The 16,606-nt window shown below is 67.6% G+C and carries 14 protein-coding genes; 6 read left to right on the top strand and 8 right to left on the bottom strand.

The window, feature by feature from the left end:
- Positions 1-21 precede the first annotated feature (21 nt).
- Complete coding sequence (locus EJ913_RS23360; RefSeq protein WP_127002421.1) at positions 22-687, bottom strand: TetR/AcrR family transcriptional regulator C-terminal domain-containing protein; 666 nt, start codon at positions 685-687, stop codon at positions 22-24.
- A gap of 85 nt (positions 688-772) precedes the next feature.
- Here EJ913_RS23360 and EJ913_RS23355 point away from each other — a divergent pair, with 85 nt between their 5' ends.
- Positions 773-1,411 (top strand): MSMEG_1061 family FMN-dependent PPOX-type flavoprotein, encoded by a 639-nt coding sequence (locus EJ913_RS23355; protein WP_185909903.1) that lies wholly within the window; start codon positions 773-775, stop codon positions 1,409-1,411.
- A gap of 157 nt (positions 1,412-1,568) precedes the next feature.
- Positions 1,569-3,731, top strand: coding sequence for a malate synthase G (locus tag EJ913_RS23350; protein WP_127002417.1), 2,163 nt, complete (start codon positions 1,569-1,571; stop codon positions 3,729-3,731).
- Positions 3,732-3,834: 103 nt separating this feature from the next.
- Here the strand turns inward: EJ913_RS23350 and EJ913_RS31825 are convergent, their stop codons facing one another.
- Positions 3,835-3,999, bottom strand: a complete 165-nt coding sequence (locus tag EJ913_RS31825) for a hypothetical protein (RefSeq protein ID WP_185909902.1) — start codon at positions 3,997-3,999, stop codon at positions 3,835-3,837.
- 558 nt (positions 4,000-4,557) lie between these two features.
- Between EJ913_RS31825 and EJ913_RS23345 the strand changes: the two genes are divergently transcribed.
- Positions 4,558-5,631, top strand: coding sequence for an aldose epimerase family protein (locus EJ913_RS23345; protein ID WP_127002415.1), 1,074 nt, complete (start codon positions 4,558-4,560; stop codon positions 5,629-5,631).
- A 217-nt stretch (positions 5,632-5,848) separates the two neighbouring features.
- Here EJ913_RS23345 and EJ913_RS23340 read toward each other — a convergent pair whose 3' ends face one another.
- The 6 genes from EJ913_RS23340 to EJ913_RS23315 all read right to left on the bottom strand — a co-directional run bounded on the left by EJ913_RS23340 (position 5,849) and on the right by EJ913_RS23315 (position 12,770).
- Positions 5,849-7,951 carry a methyl-accepting chemotaxis protein gene (locus EJ913_RS23340; RefSeq protein ID WP_127002413.1) on the bottom strand — a complete coding sequence of 701 codons (2,103 nt, stop codon included), beginning with the start codon at positions 7,949-7,951 and terminating at the stop codon, positions 5,849-5,851.
- Between the two features lie 318 nt (positions 7,952-8,269).
- Entirely contained in the window at positions 8,270-9,553 is a 1,284-nt protein-coding gene (locus tag EJ913_RS23335; RefSeq protein WP_127002411.1) for an MFS transporter, read from the bottom strand.
- 447 nt (positions 9,554-10,000) lie between these two features.
- Complete coding sequence (locus tag EJ913_RS23330; protein WP_127002409.1) at positions 10,001-10,336, bottom strand: cupin domain-containing protein; 336 nt, start codon at positions 10,334-10,336, stop codon at positions 10,001-10,003.
- 27 nt (positions 10,337-10,363) lie between these two features.
- Positions 10,364-11,128 (bottom strand): 2-dehydro-3-deoxy-D-gluconate 5-dehydrogenase KduD, encoded by a 765-nt coding sequence (gene kduD, locus EJ913_RS23325; RefSeq protein WP_127002407.1) that lies wholly within the window; start codon positions 11,126-11,128, stop codon positions 10,364-10,366.
- Between the two features lie 29 nt (positions 11,129-11,157).
- A complete protein-coding gene (gene kduI, locus EJ913_RS23320; RefSeq protein WP_127002405.1) occupies positions 11,158-11,994 on the bottom strand; it encodes a 5-dehydro-4-deoxy-D-glucuronate isomerase in 837 nt (278 codons plus the stop codon).
- Positions 11,995-12,008: 14 nt separating this feature from the next.
- The gene (locus tag EJ913_RS23315; protein ID WP_127002403.1) at positions 12,009-12,770 is read right to left on the bottom strand and encodes a GntR family transcriptional regulator; all 762 of its coding nucleotides are present in this window, start codon (positions 12,768-12,770) and stop codon (positions 12,009-12,011) included.
- Between the two features lie 494 nt (positions 12,771-13,264).
- On the opposite strand from EJ913_RS23315, the gene pyk reads away from it, so the two are divergent.
- From pyk to EJ913_RS23300, 3 genes are all read left to right on the top strand, one after another.
- Positions 13,265-14,785 carry a pyruvate kinase gene (pyk, locus tag EJ913_RS23310; RefSeq protein WP_127002401.1) on the top strand — a complete coding sequence of 507 codons (1,521 nt, stop codon included), beginning with the start codon at positions 13,265-13,267 and terminating at the stop codon, positions 14,783-14,785.
- An 87-nt stretch (positions 14,786-14,872) separates the two neighbouring features.
- A complete protein-coding gene (gene pflA / locus EJ913_RS23305) occupies positions 14,873-15,652 on the top strand; it encodes a pyruvate formate-lyase-activating protein (RefSeq protein WP_127002399.1) in 780 nt (259 codons plus the stop codon).
- 52 nt (positions 15,653-15,704) lie between these two features.
- Positions 15,705-16,598 carry a formate/nitrite transporter family protein gene (locus EJ913_RS23300; RefSeq protein ID WP_127002397.1) on the top strand — a complete coding sequence of 298 codons (894 nt, stop codon included), beginning with the start codon at positions 15,705-15,707 and terminating at the stop codon, positions 16,596-16,598.
- Positions 16,599-16,606 lie beyond the last annotated feature (8 nt).

The following is a 16,606-nucleotide window of genomic DNA, read 5'->3' as shown; positions in this document are numbered from 1 at the left end:
GCCGTTCTGGTTGACCCCATCCTAGCCCAGGCCGCGCGGCCCGTCAGCCGGACAACGGTCGGCCGGGATGACGGCCTTCAACCCGTCGATCACCCGGTCGAGGCCGAAGCGGAATCGCGCGTCCTGGTCGTCGTCGACGACGATCGACAGCACCGACGCCGTGTGGGGGTAGCGCGCGGCCTGCTCCGCCGTCATCCGCTCCGCCTGCTGGGCGAGGTCGACGCCGCCCGGATGGGGCGCCAGCGCCTGCTCCTCGATGGTGAAGCCGATCACGAAATACTGGACCGTGAAGAGAGCGTAAGCGGCGGTCCTCCGGTCCGCCCCAGCCAGGATCAGCCGGCCGAGCACGGCCTCGCCGACCCGCAGCACGTTGTCCAGCAGCGGGAAGGTCCCGGCGTAGACGCGCGCGCCGTCGCGCCGGGCCTTCAGGGCGCGGCGGAACTCGGTCGCGACGAGACGCGCCCAGGCGTCCCACGGCAGCGCCGGATCGTCGGGCAGAACCACCCCGGCCAGGATCGCGTCGGCCATGGCGTCGAGCAGCGCCTGCTTGCTGGGGAAATGCCAGTAGAGCGACGGCGCCTGGATCCCCAGCGCCTGGGCCAGCCGGCGCATGGTCAGCCCCTCCATCCCCACCTCGTCCAGCAACGCCAGCGCGGCGTCGAGGACGTCCTGTCTCTGCACCTTCATCCTGCCCCCTCATCGATCCTTGACAGTCTAACGATATTCGATAAATCTAACGATGTTAGTTTTTGCCGAAGGAGCGGCCTTGCCCATGGACCCCCACCGGATTCACAGCGTCGAGGCGTTGCGCGCGCTCTACGCGATGCCGACCGAGCGCATCCAGAAGATGACCTTTCCCTTCCTCGACGATCACGGGCTGCGCTTCATTGCCGCAGCGCCGCTGGTCTTCGTCGCCACCGCGTCGGAGACCGGCATGGACTGTTCGCCGCGCGGCGGGCGTCCCGGCTTCGTCCACGCGGTGGACCGCCGCGAGCTGGCGATCCCCGACTGGCCCGGCAACAACAAGCTGTCCTCCATCGTCAACCTGCTGACCTCGGACGGCGCCTGCGGGCTGGTCTTCCTGGTGCCCGAACAGGACGTGTTCCTGCGGGTCAACGGAACGGCGACCGTCACCACCGATCCCGCCCTGCTGGCCCTGCTGGTGGAGGAGGGGCGGACGCCCAAGGCCGCCATCCGGCTGGCGGTGCGCGAGGCCTTCTTCCACTGCGGCAAGGCGCTGCGCCGGTCCCATCTGTGGCAGCCCGAGGGTTGGGTCGTGCCGAACGACCTGCCCTCGGTCGGACAGATGGCGAAGGACCAGTCGGGGATGGCGGAGCTGTCGGTTGAGCAGATCGACGCGCTTTACCAGCGGGCCTTGTCCGAACAGCTCTACCGCGAGTCGGAGGTGTGATGCCGTTCGGCCGGGGGTCTCATACTTTTTGCGGTGCGACATTCTGTTGACCGCCCAAACCGGTTCACGCAATAACTTTGCGCAAAGGCTCACAAAGAGGGGCCTGCGAACCGGACGCGCATAGAGAATGGGCGCGCAAGAGAATGGGACCGAGAAGATGAGCAACTGGATTCGCCGCGGCGGCCTGGACATCGCCCAAACCCTGTACGACTTCATCGAGAAGGAGGCTCTGCCTGGCACCGGCGTCGACGCCGGCCAGTTCTGGTCGGGTCTCGACACGCTGCTGCACGATCTGGCGCCGCGCAACCGCGCCCTGCTGGAGACGCGCGACGCCCTCCAGGCGAAGATCGATTCCTGGCACACCGCCCGGCGCGGCCAGATCTTCGACGCCGCCGAATACGAGTCCTTCCTGCGCGAGATCGGCTATCTGGTTCCGGAGGGCGAGGACTTCGCCATCGGCACCGCCAACGTCGACGACGAGATCGCCCGGCTGGGCGGCCCGCAGCTGGTGGTGCCGATCACCAACGCCCGCTACGCGCTGAACGCGGCCAACGCCCGCTGGGGCAGCCTGTACGACGCGCTCTACGGCACCGACGCCATTCCGGGCGTGGCCGCCCCCGGCTACGACGCGGCGCGCGGCGCGCAGGTCATCGCCTGGGCGCGCAAGTTCCTCGACGACGCCGTGCCGCTGGCCGACGCCAGCCATTCCGACGCCACGGGCTACGCGGTGGACGGCGGCGCGCTCACCGTGACGCTGAAGGACGGCCGCAAGGTCGGGCTGAAGGACGCCGCCGCGCTGGCCGGCTGGCAGGGCGAGGCCGCCGCGCCGACCGCCGTGCTGCTGGTCCAGAACGGCACCCACATCGAGATCCGCGTCGACCGTACCCATCTGATCGGCAAGGACGATCCGGCCGGCGTCGCCGACGTGGTGCTGGAAGCCGCGCTCTCCACCATCCAGGACTGCGAGGACTCCGTCGCCGCCGTGGACGCCGAGGACAAGGTCGGCGCCTACCGCAACTGGCTGGGCCTGATGAAGGGCACGCTGGAGGCGAGCTTCGCCAAGGGTTCCAAGACCGTCGTCCGCACGCTGAGCCCCGACCGCGTCTACACCACCGCGACCGGCACGCTGACCCTGCACGGCCGCAGCCTGCTGCTGGTCCGCAACGTCGGCCATCTGATGACCAACGACGCGGTCAAGCTGTCGGACGGCAGCGAGGCGCCGGAAGGCATCCTCGACGGCGTGTTCACGTCGCTGATCGCGCTGCACGACCTCAAGGGCACCGGCCCCCTGCGCAACAGCCGCGCCGGCTCGGTCTACATCGTGAAGCCGAAGATGCACGGGCCGGACGAGGTCGCCTTCACCGACGAGCTGTTCGGCCGCGTCGAGGATCTGCTGGGGATGACCCGCAACACCCTCAAGGTCGGCATCATGGACGAGGAGCGGCGCACCACCGTCAACCTCAAGGAATGCATCCGCGCCGCCAAGGACCGGGTGGTGTTCATCAACACCGGCTTCCTCGACCGCACCGGCGACGAGATCCACACCTCGATGGAGGCCGGCCCGGTCGTCCGCAAGGCGGCGATGAAGGCCACCAAGTGGATTTCGGCCTATGAGGACAACAACGTCGACGTCGGCCTGAAGGCGGGTCTGAAGGGCCGCGCGCAGATCGGCAAGGGCATGTGGGCGATGCCCGACCTGATGGCCGACATGCTGGTCGCCAAGATCGGCCACCCGAAGGCCGGCGCCAACACCGCCTGGGTGCCGTCGCCGACCGCCGCCGTGCTGCACGCCACCCACTACCACGCCGTCAACGTCGCCTCGGTGCAGGAGCAGATCGCCAACCGCAAGGCCGCCGCCCTGTCCGACATCCTGACCCTGCCGCTCGCCGACCGCCCGAACTGGTCGGAGGACGAGATCCGGCAGGAGCTGGAGAACAACGCGCAGGGCATCCTGGGCTACGTCGTGCGCTGGATCGACCAGGGCGTCGGCTGCTCCAAGGTGCCGGACATCCACGACGTCGGGCTGATGGAGGACCGCGCGACGCTGCGCATCTCCAGCCAGCACATCGCCAACTGGCTGCACCACGGCGTCTGCACCGAGCCGCAGGTGATGGAGGTCATGAAGCGCATGGCCGCCGTGGTGGACAAGCAGAACGCGGGCGACCCGCTCTACCGTCCGATGGACGGGAACTTCGAGAGCAGCATCGCCTTCCAGGCGGCCTGCGACCTCGTGTTCAAGGGCCGCATCCAGCCCAACGGCTACACCGAGCCGGTCCTCCACGCTCGCCGCCGCGAGGCCAAGGCGGCGGCCTCGGCGTAAGGCGTACGACGCGTTTTCCGGAAAGGCCCCTGTTCCACCCGGAACGGGGGCTTTTTCGTGTCGGAAGCCGGCGACGGCTCCCGGTGGCGCCCCGCTGCGACGCTCAGTTGAACAGGAACAGCTGGCTGTCGAGCACGCTGGCGCGGTCGATCCCGACGGGGGCGGGCGTCGCGTCGATGGACACGGTCGCGCTGGCGGCGGTGATCAGCGCGATCAGCGCAAAGCTGCTGGCCACGATCACGCGGGCGAAGGAATGGCGCTTTTTCATGGTGTCGTGCTCCTGCTGTCGGTTTCGACGATCGGGCGCTTTTCTGAAACACCCGCGTCATCGGCAAAGCAATGATGGCAGGGGCGTGTTTGAAATTGACGCGTTCAATGCGCATGGCTTGCATAAGCATGTTGCACTGCGTCAAAGCGATATTGCTCGATAATGTGCAGATGTAGACAATATATCGTAGCGCTCTTAAAGATGTTTCGCAGCGCTGCTATCGGAGTTTCTTTGATGCATCTCTGAGAAAAAGGCGGAGATGATCGTGAGTGTCTTGGAAATAATTCACGTGATTGAGTGAGTGCGGGGCACGCCTGTCAAAATCCCTGGAAGCATTCAGCGCTGCGGCAAACTGTCCAATACCGCCGCCGCATTGCGATGAGAGTCACGCTTCCATCTTATATACTAGTATTATAATTTGAGACCGATTCACCGAGGACCAAACCGTGAGCTCGGATCCTCTTGAGACGGCGCTGCTCCTGCGTGTTGTGTTGATGCTGGGGCTGATGCTCGTCGGATTTTTCTGAACCCTCCACCACGACAGGGATGCCCCGAACCATGCCGACCACCCATGACCTCAAGCCTGAGAATTTCCGCACCACCGTCGACGGCAAGCCGGTGGCGCTGTTCACCCTGCGCAACCGCAACGGCATGGTGGTGCGGATCACCAATTACGGTGCGAAGATCGAGCAGATCCTGGTTCCCGACCGCGACGGCGCGCTCGGTGACGTGGTGCAGGGGTACGACAGCATCGACCAGGTGATGAACGGCCAAGCCTCCATGGGCTCGTTCATCGGGCGCTATTGCGGGCGCATCGACCAGGGCCGCTTCACGCTGGACGGCGTCGAACAGCGGACCGAGATCAACAGCCCGCCCAACACGCTGCACGGCGGCAAGCGTGGCTCCCGCTTCCGTGTCTTCGACGCCCGCCAGCTCGACGAGTCCAGCCTGGAACTGACCTACGTCTTTCAGGACGGGGAGGAGGGCTTCCCTGGCACCCTGCCGGTCCGTCTGGTCTACACGGTGGATGACGACAACGCGCTGACCCTGTCCTGGACGGCCGTCGCGGCCGACAAGACCACCGTCGTCAACTTCACCGACCACACCTTCTTCAACCTGTCGGGCGACGGCGGCGCCTCCATCCTCGACCACGTCGCCACGGTCAACGGAAGCCGCTATCTGGCGCTCGGCGACACGGCGGTGCCGACCGGCGACACGGTGGACGTCACCGGCACGCCGCACGATTTCCGCACGCCGACGGCGTTCGGCGCGCGCATCGACGCCGACGATCCGATGCTGAAGCTCGGCAACGGCTACGATCTGCATTATGTGGTGGACAAGCCGGCCGGCGTCCTGGGGCTGCACGCCCGCGTCGTCCATCCGGGCAGCGGCCGCACGCTGGAGGTCCGCTCGACCGAACCGGGGCTTCAGGTCTACACCGGCAATTTCCTGGAAGGAAAGGCGCCGCGCGACGTGGGCAAGGGCGGCACCCTGTACACCAAGCACAGTGGCTTCTGCCTGGAGCCCTCGCATTTCCCGAACGCCGTCAACATCCCGAGCTTCCCCTCGACGGTGCTGAACGTCGGGCAGTGGCGCACGGGCCGGATCGTCTACGGCTTCGGCGTCGCCTGAGGGGCCTCGGCCTCGGCAGATAGACCGGGAGCGCGAAAAAATGGGCCGCTGAGCATCCCCTCAGCGGCCCAAGTCTTAACAGGAGAGACGCCTCCAGTTTCACGGAATGCCACCCGTGAACCCACGAGACATAATATTAGTATATCAGTTTTGACGTGCGGTGTATGTGGCAGGGCGCCGCAGGCCGCAGGCCGCTGGCCACCGGCGCCTTCGTCCTTCACGCCGCGCGGACTGAGGTGATGAAGGTCGCCACCTCCCCCCGCAGCGTTTCGGCTTCCTGCGCCAAGCTGCTGGCGGCTTCGAGAACCTGGGCGGCGGCGGCGCCGGTTTCCGAGACGGCCTGGTTGACGCCGGCGATGTTCGACGACACCTCCCCCGTGCCGCGCGCAGCTTGAACCACGTTGCCGGCGATGTCGCCGGTCGCCGCGCCCTGCTCCTCGATCGCGGCGGCGATGGCCGTTGTGATCTCGCTGATCTGGGCGATGGTCAGGCCGATCCCCTGGATGGCGCTCTGGGCGCCGCCGGTCGCCGACCGGATCTCCTTCACCTTGGCCTGGATCTCGTCGGTGGCGCGCGCGGTCTGGGCCGCCAGGGCCTTGACCTCCGACGCGACGACGGCGAAGCCCTTGCCGGCCTCGCCCGCGCGGGCGGCCTCGATGGTCGCGTTCAGGGCCAGCAGGTTGGTCTGGCCGGCGATGGAGTTGATCATTTCCATGACATGGCCGATCTCCTGGGCGGCCTCGACCAGGACCTGCATGGTGGCGTTCGTCCGTTCCGCCTGGCTCACCGCCTGCCCGGAGATCCGGGTGGACGCGGCGACTTGGCGGCCGATCTCCAGGATGGAGGCCGACAACTGCTCGGTCGCCGACGCGACGGTCTGCACGTTGACCGTCGCCTGCTCGGACGCGGCGGCGACGGCGGTCGCCTGTTCGCTGGCGTGGGCGGCGGTGGTCGACAGAGCGCCGGCGGCGCCCTGCATCTGGGTCGCGGCCGACGCCACGGTTTCGACGATGCCCATCGCCTTGGCGTCGAACGCGTGCATCAGCGCTTCCAGATGGGCGGTCCGCGCTTCCTTGGCGGCGCGCTCGGCGGCCTGTTCGGCGGCCAGCCGGTCGGCGGTGAGCATGCTGTCGCGGAAGACGGTCACGGCGGCGGCCATGCCGCCGATCTCGTCGCCGCGGCCGAGGCCGGGGATGGCGGTGGCCATGTCGCGCTCCGCCAGCCGGCGCATGGCGTCGGTCATCGCGCGGATCGGGCCGCTGACCCGCTTCTGCGCGACGAGGAAGCCGATGACGGTCAGGGCGATGGCGGCCAGCACCAGCAGGCCGGCGACGGCGGCGTCGCGGCTGGCGCCGGCCAACTCGCGTTCGGAGCGGACGACCATCTCTTCCACGGCGGCGTGGGCGGCATCGACGATGGTGCCCTGGCTGGCGGTGTCCTGCTGCCGCAGCGTGGCGATCTCGACCGCCGGCTTGCGGCCGTCGGCAAGGGCGGCGAGGATGGCTTTGCGCTGCTCGACGAGCGGCCCCTCGAAATTGACCTTGGCCCTCCGGACCGCCTCGACGATGGACGGCGGGGTGTCGGAGCGGGAAACGGTCTCCTCCACCATCGACCAGGCGTGGACCGCCCGGCCGTTCAGCTCGGCGACGGCCAGCGCGTCGGCCGGCGTCCAGGCCTGGCCGGTGGCCAGGGCGGTTTGAATCCGCAGCGCCATGGCCCCGGCGTTCAGCCGGGTGCTCCAGCCCGCGCGCTTGATGGTCAGCATGTGGTCGACGACCGGATCGACGAGCTTCAGCGAGGCGTCGAGCCGATCGGTCGTGGTCGTCAAGGCGTCGAGATAAGCCTGTGGGGCTTTCGCCCAGTCGTCCAGCACGGCCGGATCGCGGGCGGCCTTGGGTTGGCGCGCCGCACTGTCCGCCCGCGCGCGGACGGCGACCAGCGCGTCATGGGCGGAGCGCAAGCGGTCCGCCGCCGCGCGGGAACCCGGCATGTCCAGGCCGTTCAACACCGAGGCGATCGCCTCGTAACCGGTTTCGGCGGTGCGGCGGTTGGCGGCGACGTCCTGTTCATCGGTTTCCCGGATCGCCTGATCCGCACCCAGCGCCGGGCTCAACACCCCACGCTCCAGCCGGACGGCCAGCAGGGTCCGGAGCAGGTCGCGGCTCGTGGCGCTGAGGGTCGCGACCTGGCTGACGCTGCGCGTTCGCTGGACGACGTCGATCAGGGTGTGCGTGCTGGTGGCGATCAGCAGCAAACCCAGGGCAGCGATCACCAACCCGAGCGTCGCGCGGATCGAAAGCCGTTCGAGGATGTTCGTCATGATGCGGTTCTGGTCTTTTGGGGGCATGCCGGCCGACAGAGTCCGCATCGGTTCGTGAGGCGGACTCCGGATTGAAGCGGCAAAGATACGTCAGCTTAAGCTCGGCCGAAGATTTTTCATTGACGTGAATCAAATGCGCAATATTCGCGTCATGAATGGCGTTTCAATTTAAAATAGTCGCCGAAAATCCCGATTGTTTTAAAAATAATACGATGATTCCGGGGGCTTCTGTATTTCCGGCAACGGCGGAATCGGACGCAAAAAAACGCCCCCGGGCGTGAAGCCTGGGGGCGCGGAACGTTGCGGTCGGCGCCGGCGTCAGTCGGCGCTGGCGAGGTCGCTGCGGATGGCGGGGGGAGCGTTCTTGCCCCATTGGCCCAGCACCAGGGCGACGACGGCGAAGGCGGTCAGGTCGAAGACCGTCAGGCAGGCGAAGAGCGGCTCGTAACCGATGGTGCTCGCCAACTGGCCGATGATCAGGGAGAAGATCATGCCGCCGAGATAGCCGGCCATGCCGCCGAAGCCGGTCGCCGTGGCGACGTCCTGCTTGTCGAAGGAGTCGGTGACCAGGGCGTAGAGCAGGCTGGAGAGCATCTGGTGGGCGAAGGCGCCCAGCGAGAACAGGAAGATCGCGGTGATCGGGCTGCTGCTAAGGCCGATCAGGGCCGGGCCGATCATGCACACCGCGCCGATGCCGATGCCGGCGATGCGGGAGTTGACCAGCGTCATCTTGAAGCGCTTGGCGAAGAACGGGGACAGGTAGCCGCTCAGCACGCAACCCAGATCGCCGAACAGGAAGGGCAGCCAGGCGAACAGGGCGAACTGCTTGATGTCCATGCCGCGGGTGGAGACCATGTACAGCGGGATCCAGAAGCTGAAGGTCTGCCACGCCGGCTCGGTCAGGAAACGGGCGGCGGCGATGCCCCAGAACTTGCGCTTGGCCAGAACCCGCTTCATCGACGGCTTGGGAAGCTGGACCTGCCCACGGCCTTCCAGGATGTAGTCGTGCTCCTCGGGCGTCAGGCGGGGATGGTTTTCCGGGTTGCGGTACAGCGCCAGCCACAGCAGGGACATGCCGACGCCGAGCAGACCGGTGACGATGAACGCGACGCGCCAGTCGTAGGTGACCGACAGCCAGATCACCAGCGGCGGGGCGACCATGGCGCCGACGGAGCTGCCGGTGTTGAACCAGCCCGTGGCGATCGAACGCTCCTTGGCCGGGAACCACAGGGTCGAGGTCTTGACGCCCGACGGCATGGCGGCGGCTTCGCTGACGCCGAGAAGCCCACGGAAGAAGGCCATCGACTGCCAGCCGCCGGCCAGCGCGTGCATGGCGGCGGCGAGGCCCCAGACCATGGCGAACATGGCGTAGCCGAATTTGAGGCCGATCAGGTCGGTGATGTACCCAGCCACCGGTTGCATCAGGCTGTAGCAGAGCTGGAACGCGCTGACGACGTAGGAGTACTGTTCGGTCGTGAAGTGAAGCTGTTCCTTGAGCTGGGGAGCCAGGATGCCAAGCGTGTTGCGATCGATGTAGTTGACTATGGTCCCCAACATCATCAGGGCAAGGATCTGCCACCGCAAACCACGGATCTTCTTCATGTCTTCCTCGCTTGCCTGTCGTGGACAGGGCAACGGTGCCGGCCTACAGGCCCGATGCGGGCTTTCGGTGAATGCCGCGATGGTGTCTCACGCCCTTGATCAGGATGCGGAGCCTCGCTCGTAAGTAGTTATATTAATATATCACTTTGGATGGCAAGCGTGATTCCGGCGACAGGGTGGGCTTTGCCAAAATGCCGCATGCGTGGATCGGTCGCGACAGGGTTTCTTCGCAAGTGCAGCATGAAGAGGAGGAAGTCCGGGGGGCGAGTTCTTTCCGCAGTGCAGCAAAGACTTGAGCTTTGACTCTGTTGCAGAAATCGAGGGGAAGTTGGGGCGACCTTCTCAAGGCCGCAACCCCGCGCCGAACGGCTTCGAGCGATTGATGCAAAAAGGGCCGCGCCGGATTGCCCGGCGCGGCCCTTTTTCAAATCCGTCGTGGGGATCCCGTCAGGCCAGGAAATCCTCGCGGATCGGCGTGAAGACGTCGAGCAGGACGCCCGGCTCCAGGGCGACGACGCCATGGACCACGTTGGGCGGCACGATGTAGCCGTCGCCCGTGGCGAGACGCTGGGTGCGTCCATCGATGGTCACGTCGAAGGCGCCCTTCTCGACCACGGCGCACTGGACGTGCGGGTGGCTGTGCAGGGGGCCGATGGCGCCGGTCTCGAACTCGACCCGCACCATCATCATCGCGTCGTTGTAGCCCAGGATCTTGCGGCGCACCCCGGCGCCCAGATCCTGCCAATCGACGGTGGCGTCCTTCACGAACACGTCGGTAGCCATGCTTGTCCTCCGTTCCTTACGCGTGGATCAGCGGGCCAGCCAGCCGCCGTCGACCGGCAGGATGGTGCCGTGGACGTAGTCGGAGGCCTCCGACGCCAGGAACACCGCCGGACCGCCGATGTCCGACGGCACGCTCCAGCGCCCGGCCGGGATGCGGCCGAGAATCTCGGCGCTGCGGGATTCGTCGGCGCGCAGCGCGGCGGTGTTGTTGGTCGCCACGTAGCCCGGCGCGATGGCGTTGACGTTGATGCCCTTGCCGGCCCATTCGCAGGCCAGCAGCCGGGTGACGCCGGCGACGCCGCTCTTGGACGCGGTGTAGGAGGGGACGCGGATGCCGCCCTGGAAGGACAGCATCGAGGCGATGTTGATGATCTTGCCCTTGCGCCCGGCGCCGATGGCGTAGCGGCCGAAGGCTTGGCACAGGAAGAACACCGACTTGATGTTGATGTTCATCACCAGATCCCAGTCGGCCTCGGTGAAGTCCACCGAATCCGCCCGGCGGATCAGCCCGGCGTTGTTGACCAGGATGTCCAGCCCGCCCAGCGTGGCGACCGTCTCGTCGACCAGGCCCTGGAGCGGGGCGATGCTGGTCAGGTCGGCCTTGATCGCGTGGAACCTGCGGCCGGTCGCCTCGACGAGGCCCTTGGTCTCGTCCAACGGCACGATGTCGGCCGCCGCGATGTCCGCCCCGGCCTGGGCCAGCGCCAGCGCGATGCCCTGGCCGATGCCGGTGTTGGCGCCGGTGACCAGCGCCACCTTGCCCGACAGATCGAAGGAATGTGCGTTCGTCATGGTCGTGTCTTTCTTGGCGGCGGGACGGTTCAGCGCAGGGCTTCCATGGGAACCATGTCCATGTCGGTGAAGTCCTGGTTGTCGCCGCCCATGGACCAGATGAAGGTGTAGTTGCGCGTGCCGACGCCGGAGTGGATCGACCAGGGCGGCGAGATCACCGCCTGCTCGTTGGCCATCACGATGTGGCGGGTCTGGCTCGGCTCGCCCATGAAGTGGAAGGCGCGCGCCGGCTCGGCCAGATCGAAGTAGAAGTACACCTCGCAGCGCCGGTCATGCGTGTGGCACGGCATCGTGTTCCACATGTTGTTCGGCTTGAGCACCGTCATGCCCAGCACGAGCTGCGCGGTCTGGCAGACGTCGGGGTGGATCATCTGGTAGATGATGCGCTCGTTCGACTGCGACGGGTCGCCCAGATGCACTTGGCGGGCCATGCCGAGCGAGATCTTCATGGTCTCGAAGCGGGCGTGGGCGGGGGTGCTGTTCAGGTAGAACTTGGCCGGCTCCTTGCGGTCCAGGCTCTCGAACCGCACGTCCTCGCTGCCCATGGCGACGTAGAGGGCGTCGCGGTGGTCCAGGGTGAACACCGCGCCGTCCACGATCACGCGGCCGGGGCCGCCGACGTTGACGACGCCCAACTCGCGGCGCTTGAGGAAGGTGGGGGAGCCGATCTCCTTGGGCGCCTCCAGCGTCAGCGGACCCGCCACCGGCATGGCGCCGCCGACCACGAAGCGGTCGACGTGGCTGTAGGTCAGGAGGATGTCGTCGGCCTCGAAGAGGGTCGGCACCAGGAAATGCTCGCGCAGCGCCTCGGTGTCGAAGCCGCGGACCGCGTCCGGATGGGAGGGGTGGCGAACGGTGATCTTCATGGCTGGTATCCTTATTATAAGGTCTTGGCGACCGGCGAACCGGTGAAGAAGAAGGGGTTGGACCCCTGGGCGTGCGGAATGGCGGTCAGCAGGCCGTCGATGTGCTCCGCCATGCACCGTTCGGCGCGGGTGGCGTCGCGGTCGGCGATGGCGTCGACGACCGCCGCGTGCTCGTCGATCACATGGCCGATGCGGCCCGGTTCCGGCAGGGTCAGGCGGCGGTAGCGGTCGACATGGACCTTCACCTGCTGGGCGAAGCCCCACAGGCCGGGGAAGCCGGCGATCTCGGCGATCAGGGCGTGGAACCGCTCGTCGGCCTCGTGGAAGCCGTTCAGATCCTCGGCCGCCTCGCTTTCCCGCTGCAACACCAGATTGGCGCGCAGCGCGGCGATCTGGCTGCCGGTGGCGCGTTGCGCGGCGTAGCGGACGGCGGCGCCTTCCAGCGCCGTGCGGATGACGATGGCCTCGGGCAGGGCGTCCAGCGGGATGCGCGCGACGAAGGTGCCCGATTGCGGGAAGATCTCGACCAGACCGTCGTCGGCCAGACGCAGCAGCGCCTCGCGGACCGGGGTGCGGCTGACGCCGTAGGTCTCGGCGATCAGCCGTTCCACGATGGGCTCGCCGGGTTTGCGGTGCATCCCGACGATGTCGGCGCGCAGTTCCCGGTAGATGCTGGCCGTCGCGGTGGCGGCGCGCGAGGGCGTGCGGGGAGCCGCCTGGGCCGTGCGCGGGGGACGACGGACGGTGGACGGCGCGTGGGCGGTGGAGGGAATCATGGATGCACCCGGTTGCGGACGTCGCCGTTGCTGTGGCGACGTCAGTTCATCCTTGCCAGAGCATACTAATATACTAGTACATTGAGCAAGCCGAAAGTCGTCATCCGTCGAGGTTTTTCAATGGAATGGACGCATTGTTCAGGGTCCTGCCCTTCGGTGAGACGGGCAAAACGCCCTCAGCCACCCTGCGATGCGACATAATGACCGCATAGCGCGGTATGAGCCGAATGGGCTTGCCTTCCAATCTAATATACTAGTATTTTAAAGGTCAGATGAGGCTGGCGCTCGGGCGGCAGGCACTCACACGATTTTTCTTTCCATGACCGGTGGGGCGGTTCGGAACGGCCGGGCCCGTTGCCGTCCGGTGAACCCGGACGCCGATGCTTCCGGCGCCCGAACGCGCGGCGCCCACGGGGCGCGGCGGTCACGATCCTGACGATGCACGCCCCTTGCGGCCAACGCACCAACCTTCTTCTTGCGGAGCTTGCTTCGATATGACCACGGGAACCCCGATCCGCCGCTTCCGGCAGACGAAGATCGTCGCCACGCTGGGTCCGTCCTCCTCCTCTCCCGCCATGATCCGGTCGCTGTTCGAGACCGGCGTGGACGTCTTCCGCCTGAACTTCAGCCACGGCTCCCACGAGGATCACGGCGAACGGGTGCGCGCCATCCGCGAGCTGGAGCGCGAGACCGGCCGCCCCATCGCCATCATGGCCGATCTGCAGGGGCCGAAGCTGCGCCTGGGCAAATTCGCCAACGGCCCGATCGAGCTGACGGCGGGGCAGAGCTTCCGCCTCGACCTCTCGACCGAGCCGGGCGACGCCACCCGCGTCGGCATGCCCCACCCGGAGATCTTCGCCGCGCTGGAGCCGAACACCGACCTGCTGCTGGACGACGGCAAGGTCCGCCTGCGCGTGATCGCCTGCGATGCGACCCACGCCGACACGGTGGTGGTGTCAGGGACGCGGCTGTCCGACCGCAAGGGCGTCAACGTGCCGGACGTGGTCCTGCCGCTGTCGCCGCTGACGCCCAAGGATTGCGCCGACCTCGTCTTCGCCCTGGACCAGGGGGTGGACTGGGTCGCGCTGTCCTTCGTGCAGCGTCCGGAAGACGTGGCCGAGGCGCGCAAGCTGATCGACGGCCGCGCCGCCCTGCTGTCGAAGCTGGAGAAGCCGCAGGCCATCCAGCATCTGGAGCGCATCGTCGAGCTGTCGGACGGTGTCATGGTGGCGCGCGGCGATCTCGGCGTGGAAATGCCGCCCGAGGACGTGCCCTCGATCCAGAAGCGCATCGTCCGTCAGGCGCGGCTGGCCGGCAAGCCGGTGATCGTCGCCACGCAGATGCTGGAATCGATGATCTCCGCCCCGGCGCCGACGCGGGCCGAAGCGTCGGACGTGGCGACCGCCATCTTCGACGGCGCCGACGCGGTGATGCTGTCGGCCGAGACCGCGTCCGGGGCCTACCCGATCGAGGCGGTGTCGATCATGGACCGCATCGCCCGCCGGGTGGAGCACGACACGCTCTACCGCACCATGATGGACGCCCAGCACTCCGACCCGCAGGAGACGGCGTCCGACGCCATCACGGCGGCGGCGCGGCAGGTGGCGCACACCATCCACGCGGCGGCCATCGTGACCTACACGACCAGCGGCTCCACCACCCTGCGCGCGGCGCGCGAGCGGCCGGAGGTGCCGATCCTCTGCCTGACCGCCAGCGTCGCGGCGTCGCGCCGGCTGGTGCTGGCCTACGGCGTGCACAGCGTGCTGACGGAGGACGTCCAGAACTTCTCGGACATGGTCCACAAGGCGGCGCGCATCGCCTACGCCCACGGGCTGGCGGACGACGGCCAGCGCCTCGTCGTCACCGCCGGCGTGCCGTTCGGCATGCCGGGCTCGACCAACATCCTGCGCATCGTCTGGGTCGAGCGCCCCGGCCTGACGGCCGGTCCGCGCGACGACAGCGAGCAGGAGCCCCAGGGCTACGCCCGCGCGGCCATGGCCGGCGGCGACGATTGACCGCCGAGGCTGTTTGACGTCACGCTGCGGCAGAGCGCACGCCGATGCCGCCCGCGCGGCATCGGCGCTTTTCTTGAGAGGTTTGCCATGAACAGCCGCTTCCTGGACCAGCCGGGACACCCGTCCGGAGAAGCGCCGTCGGTGCGCGGCTGGGTCCACTCGGTCGAGACCGGCGGCACCGTGGACGGTCCCGGTCTGCGCTACGTGCTGTTCCTGGCGGGCTGCCCGTTGCGCTGCCAGTACTGCCACAACCCCGACACCCGCCACATGCACGACGGCACGCCCACGCAATCGACCGAGGTGCTGTCGGAGATCGCCACCTACGTCAATTTCCTCAAGCGCGGCCATGGCGGCGTGACGATCAGCGGCGGCGAGCCGATGGTGCAGCCGGAATTCTGCGCGGCGGTGTTGCGCGGGGCCAAGGCGCTGGGGCTGCACACCGCGCTCGACACCTCGGGCTTTCTCGGCGCGCACGCTGACGATTTCCTGCTGGCCGACGTGGATCTGGTCCTGCTCGACATCAAGGCGTTCTCGGAGGCCACCCACCGCAGGCTCGCCCATGTGCCGCTGCGCCCGACGCTGGAGTTCGCCGAACGGCTCTCGCTGCTCGGCAAGCCGATCTGGCTGCGCTACGTGCTGGTGCCGGGGCTGACCGACGACCTCAAGGAAATCGAGGGCCTAGCCGGGTTCGCCGCCGGGCTGGGCGTCGTGGAACGCGTGGACGTGCTGCCCTTCCACAAGATGGGCGAATACAAATGGCGGACGCTCGGTCTGCCCTACACGCTGGCGGACACGGAACCGCCCTCGGCGGCGCTGACCGAGCGGGTGCGCGGCATCTTTCGTGCACAGGGCCTGCGGGCCGCGTGAGATCATGGGGTCGGGCACGCGGCACGCGGCGCCCGTCCAAGGGAAGACGATCATGGACCATCACGACATGAGAAACCCGGCGGGGCCGGAGGCGGCGTCCGGCGTGACGCTCGACGCGCTGGTGCCGGACGCCATCGCGCTGGCCGCCGAGAATCTGGGCGTCAAGAAGGCGCATTACGACACAGCGACCCTGTTCGCCCTGGCGGTGCTGGCCGGGGCCTTCATCGCGCTGGGCGGGCTGTTCGCCACCGTGACGATGTCCGGGGCCGAGGGCATGCTGCCCTACGGCGTCATGCGGCTGCTCGGCGGGCTGGTGTTCTCGCTCGGCCTGATCCTGGTGCTGATCGGCGGCGCGCAGCTGTTCACCGGCGACGCGCTGATGGTGATGGCGTGGGCCAGCGGGCGCCTGAAGACGACCGAGATGCTGCGGGTCTGGACGATCGTCTGGGTCGGCAACTTCGTCGGGGCGGCCGGCACCGCGCTGCTGGTGTTCCTGTCCGGGCAATACACCTTCGGCCACGGCGCGGTCGGCGCCACCGCGCTGTATTTCGCCACGGCGAAGAGCGGGCTGCCGGTGGGGCAGGCCTTCATCCTGGGCATCCTGTGCAACGTGCTGGTCTGCCTGGCGGTGTGGCTGGCGCTGGGCGCGCGCAGCGTCGGCGACAAGATTCTCGCCATGGTCTTCCCGGTGACCGCCTTCGTCGCCGCCGGCTTCGAGCACTGCGTCGCCAACATGTATTTCGTACCACTCGGCCTGCTGATCGAGTGGTTCGCCCCCGACAGCTTCTGGGCCGATCTGGGCCGGGCGCCGCCCTCGATCCCGGTCGGGCATTACCTGCTGAACCTGGGCGCGGTGACGTTGGGCAACTGGATCGGCGGCGCGGTGCTGGTCGGCTTCGTCTATTGGTTCATCTACCGCCGTCCGAGCCGGCTGGCGCGGCACTGACGGTCAAG

Source organism: Azospirillum doebereinerae, assembly GCF_003989665.1.
Lineage (GTDB): Bacteria > Pseudomonadota > Alphaproteobacteria > Azospirillales > Azospirillaceae > Azospirillum > Azospirillum doebereinerae.
The sequence above is the reverse complement of the archived record's forward strand: the minus strand, read 5'-3'. Positions and strand labels throughout refer to the sequence as shown.

Excerpts from the sequence above, each read along its gene's own strand:
- EJ913_RS23360 (WP_127002421.1), bottom strand. The coding sequence starts at position 687 with ATGAAGGTGCAGAGACAGGACGTCCTCGACGCCGCGCTGGCGTTGCTG.
- EJ913_RS23355 (WP_185909903.1), top strand. The coding sequence starts at position 773 with ATGGACCCCCACCGGATTCACAGCGTCGAGGCGTTGCGCGCGCTCTAC.
- EJ913_RS23350 (WP_127002417.1), top strand. The coding sequence starts at position 1,569 with ATGAGCAACTGGATTCGCCGCGGCGGCCTGGACATCGCCCAAACCCTG.
- EJ913_RS31825 (WP_185909902.1), bottom strand. The coding sequence starts at position 3,999 with ATGAAAAAGCGCCATTCCTTCGCCCGCGTGATCGTGGCCAGCAGCTTT.
- EJ913_RS23345 (WP_127002415.1), top strand. The coding sequence starts at position 4,558 with ATGCCGACCACCCATGACCTCAAGCCTGAGAATTTCCGCACCACCGTC.
- EJ913_RS23340 (WP_127002413.1), bottom strand. The coding sequence starts at position 7,951 with ATGACGAACATCCTCGAACGGCTTTCGATCCGCGCGACGCTCGGGTTG.
- EJ913_RS23335 (WP_127002411.1), bottom strand. The coding sequence starts at position 9,553 with ATGAAGAAGATCCGTGGTTTGCGGTGGCAGATCCTTGCCCTGATGATG.
- EJ913_RS23330 (WP_127002409.1), bottom strand. The coding sequence starts at position 10,336 with ATGGCTACCGACGTGTTCGTGAAGGACGCCACCGTCGATTGGCAGGAT.
- kduD (WP_127002407.1), bottom strand. The coding sequence starts at position 11,128 with ATGACGAACGCACATTCCTTCGATCTGTCGGGCAAGGTGGCGCTGGTC.
- kduI (WP_127002405.1), bottom strand. The coding sequence starts at position 11,994 with ATGAAGATCACCGTTCGCCACCCCTCCCATCCGGACGCGGTCCGCGGC.
- EJ913_RS23315 (WP_127002403.1), bottom strand. The coding sequence starts at position 12,770 with ATGATTCCCTCCACCGCCCACGCGCCGTCCACCGTCCGTCGTCCCCCG.
- pyk (WP_127002401.1), top strand. The coding sequence starts at position 13,265 with ATGACCACGGGAACCCCGATCCGCCGCTTCCGGCAGACGAAGATCGTC.
- pflA (WP_127002399.1), top strand. The coding sequence starts at position 14,873 with ATGAACAGCCGCTTCCTGGACCAGCCGGGACACCCGTCCGGAGAAGCG.
- EJ913_RS23300 (WP_127002397.1), top strand. The coding sequence starts at position 15,705 with ATGGACCATCACGACATGAGAAACCCGGCGGGGCCGGAGGCGGCGTCC.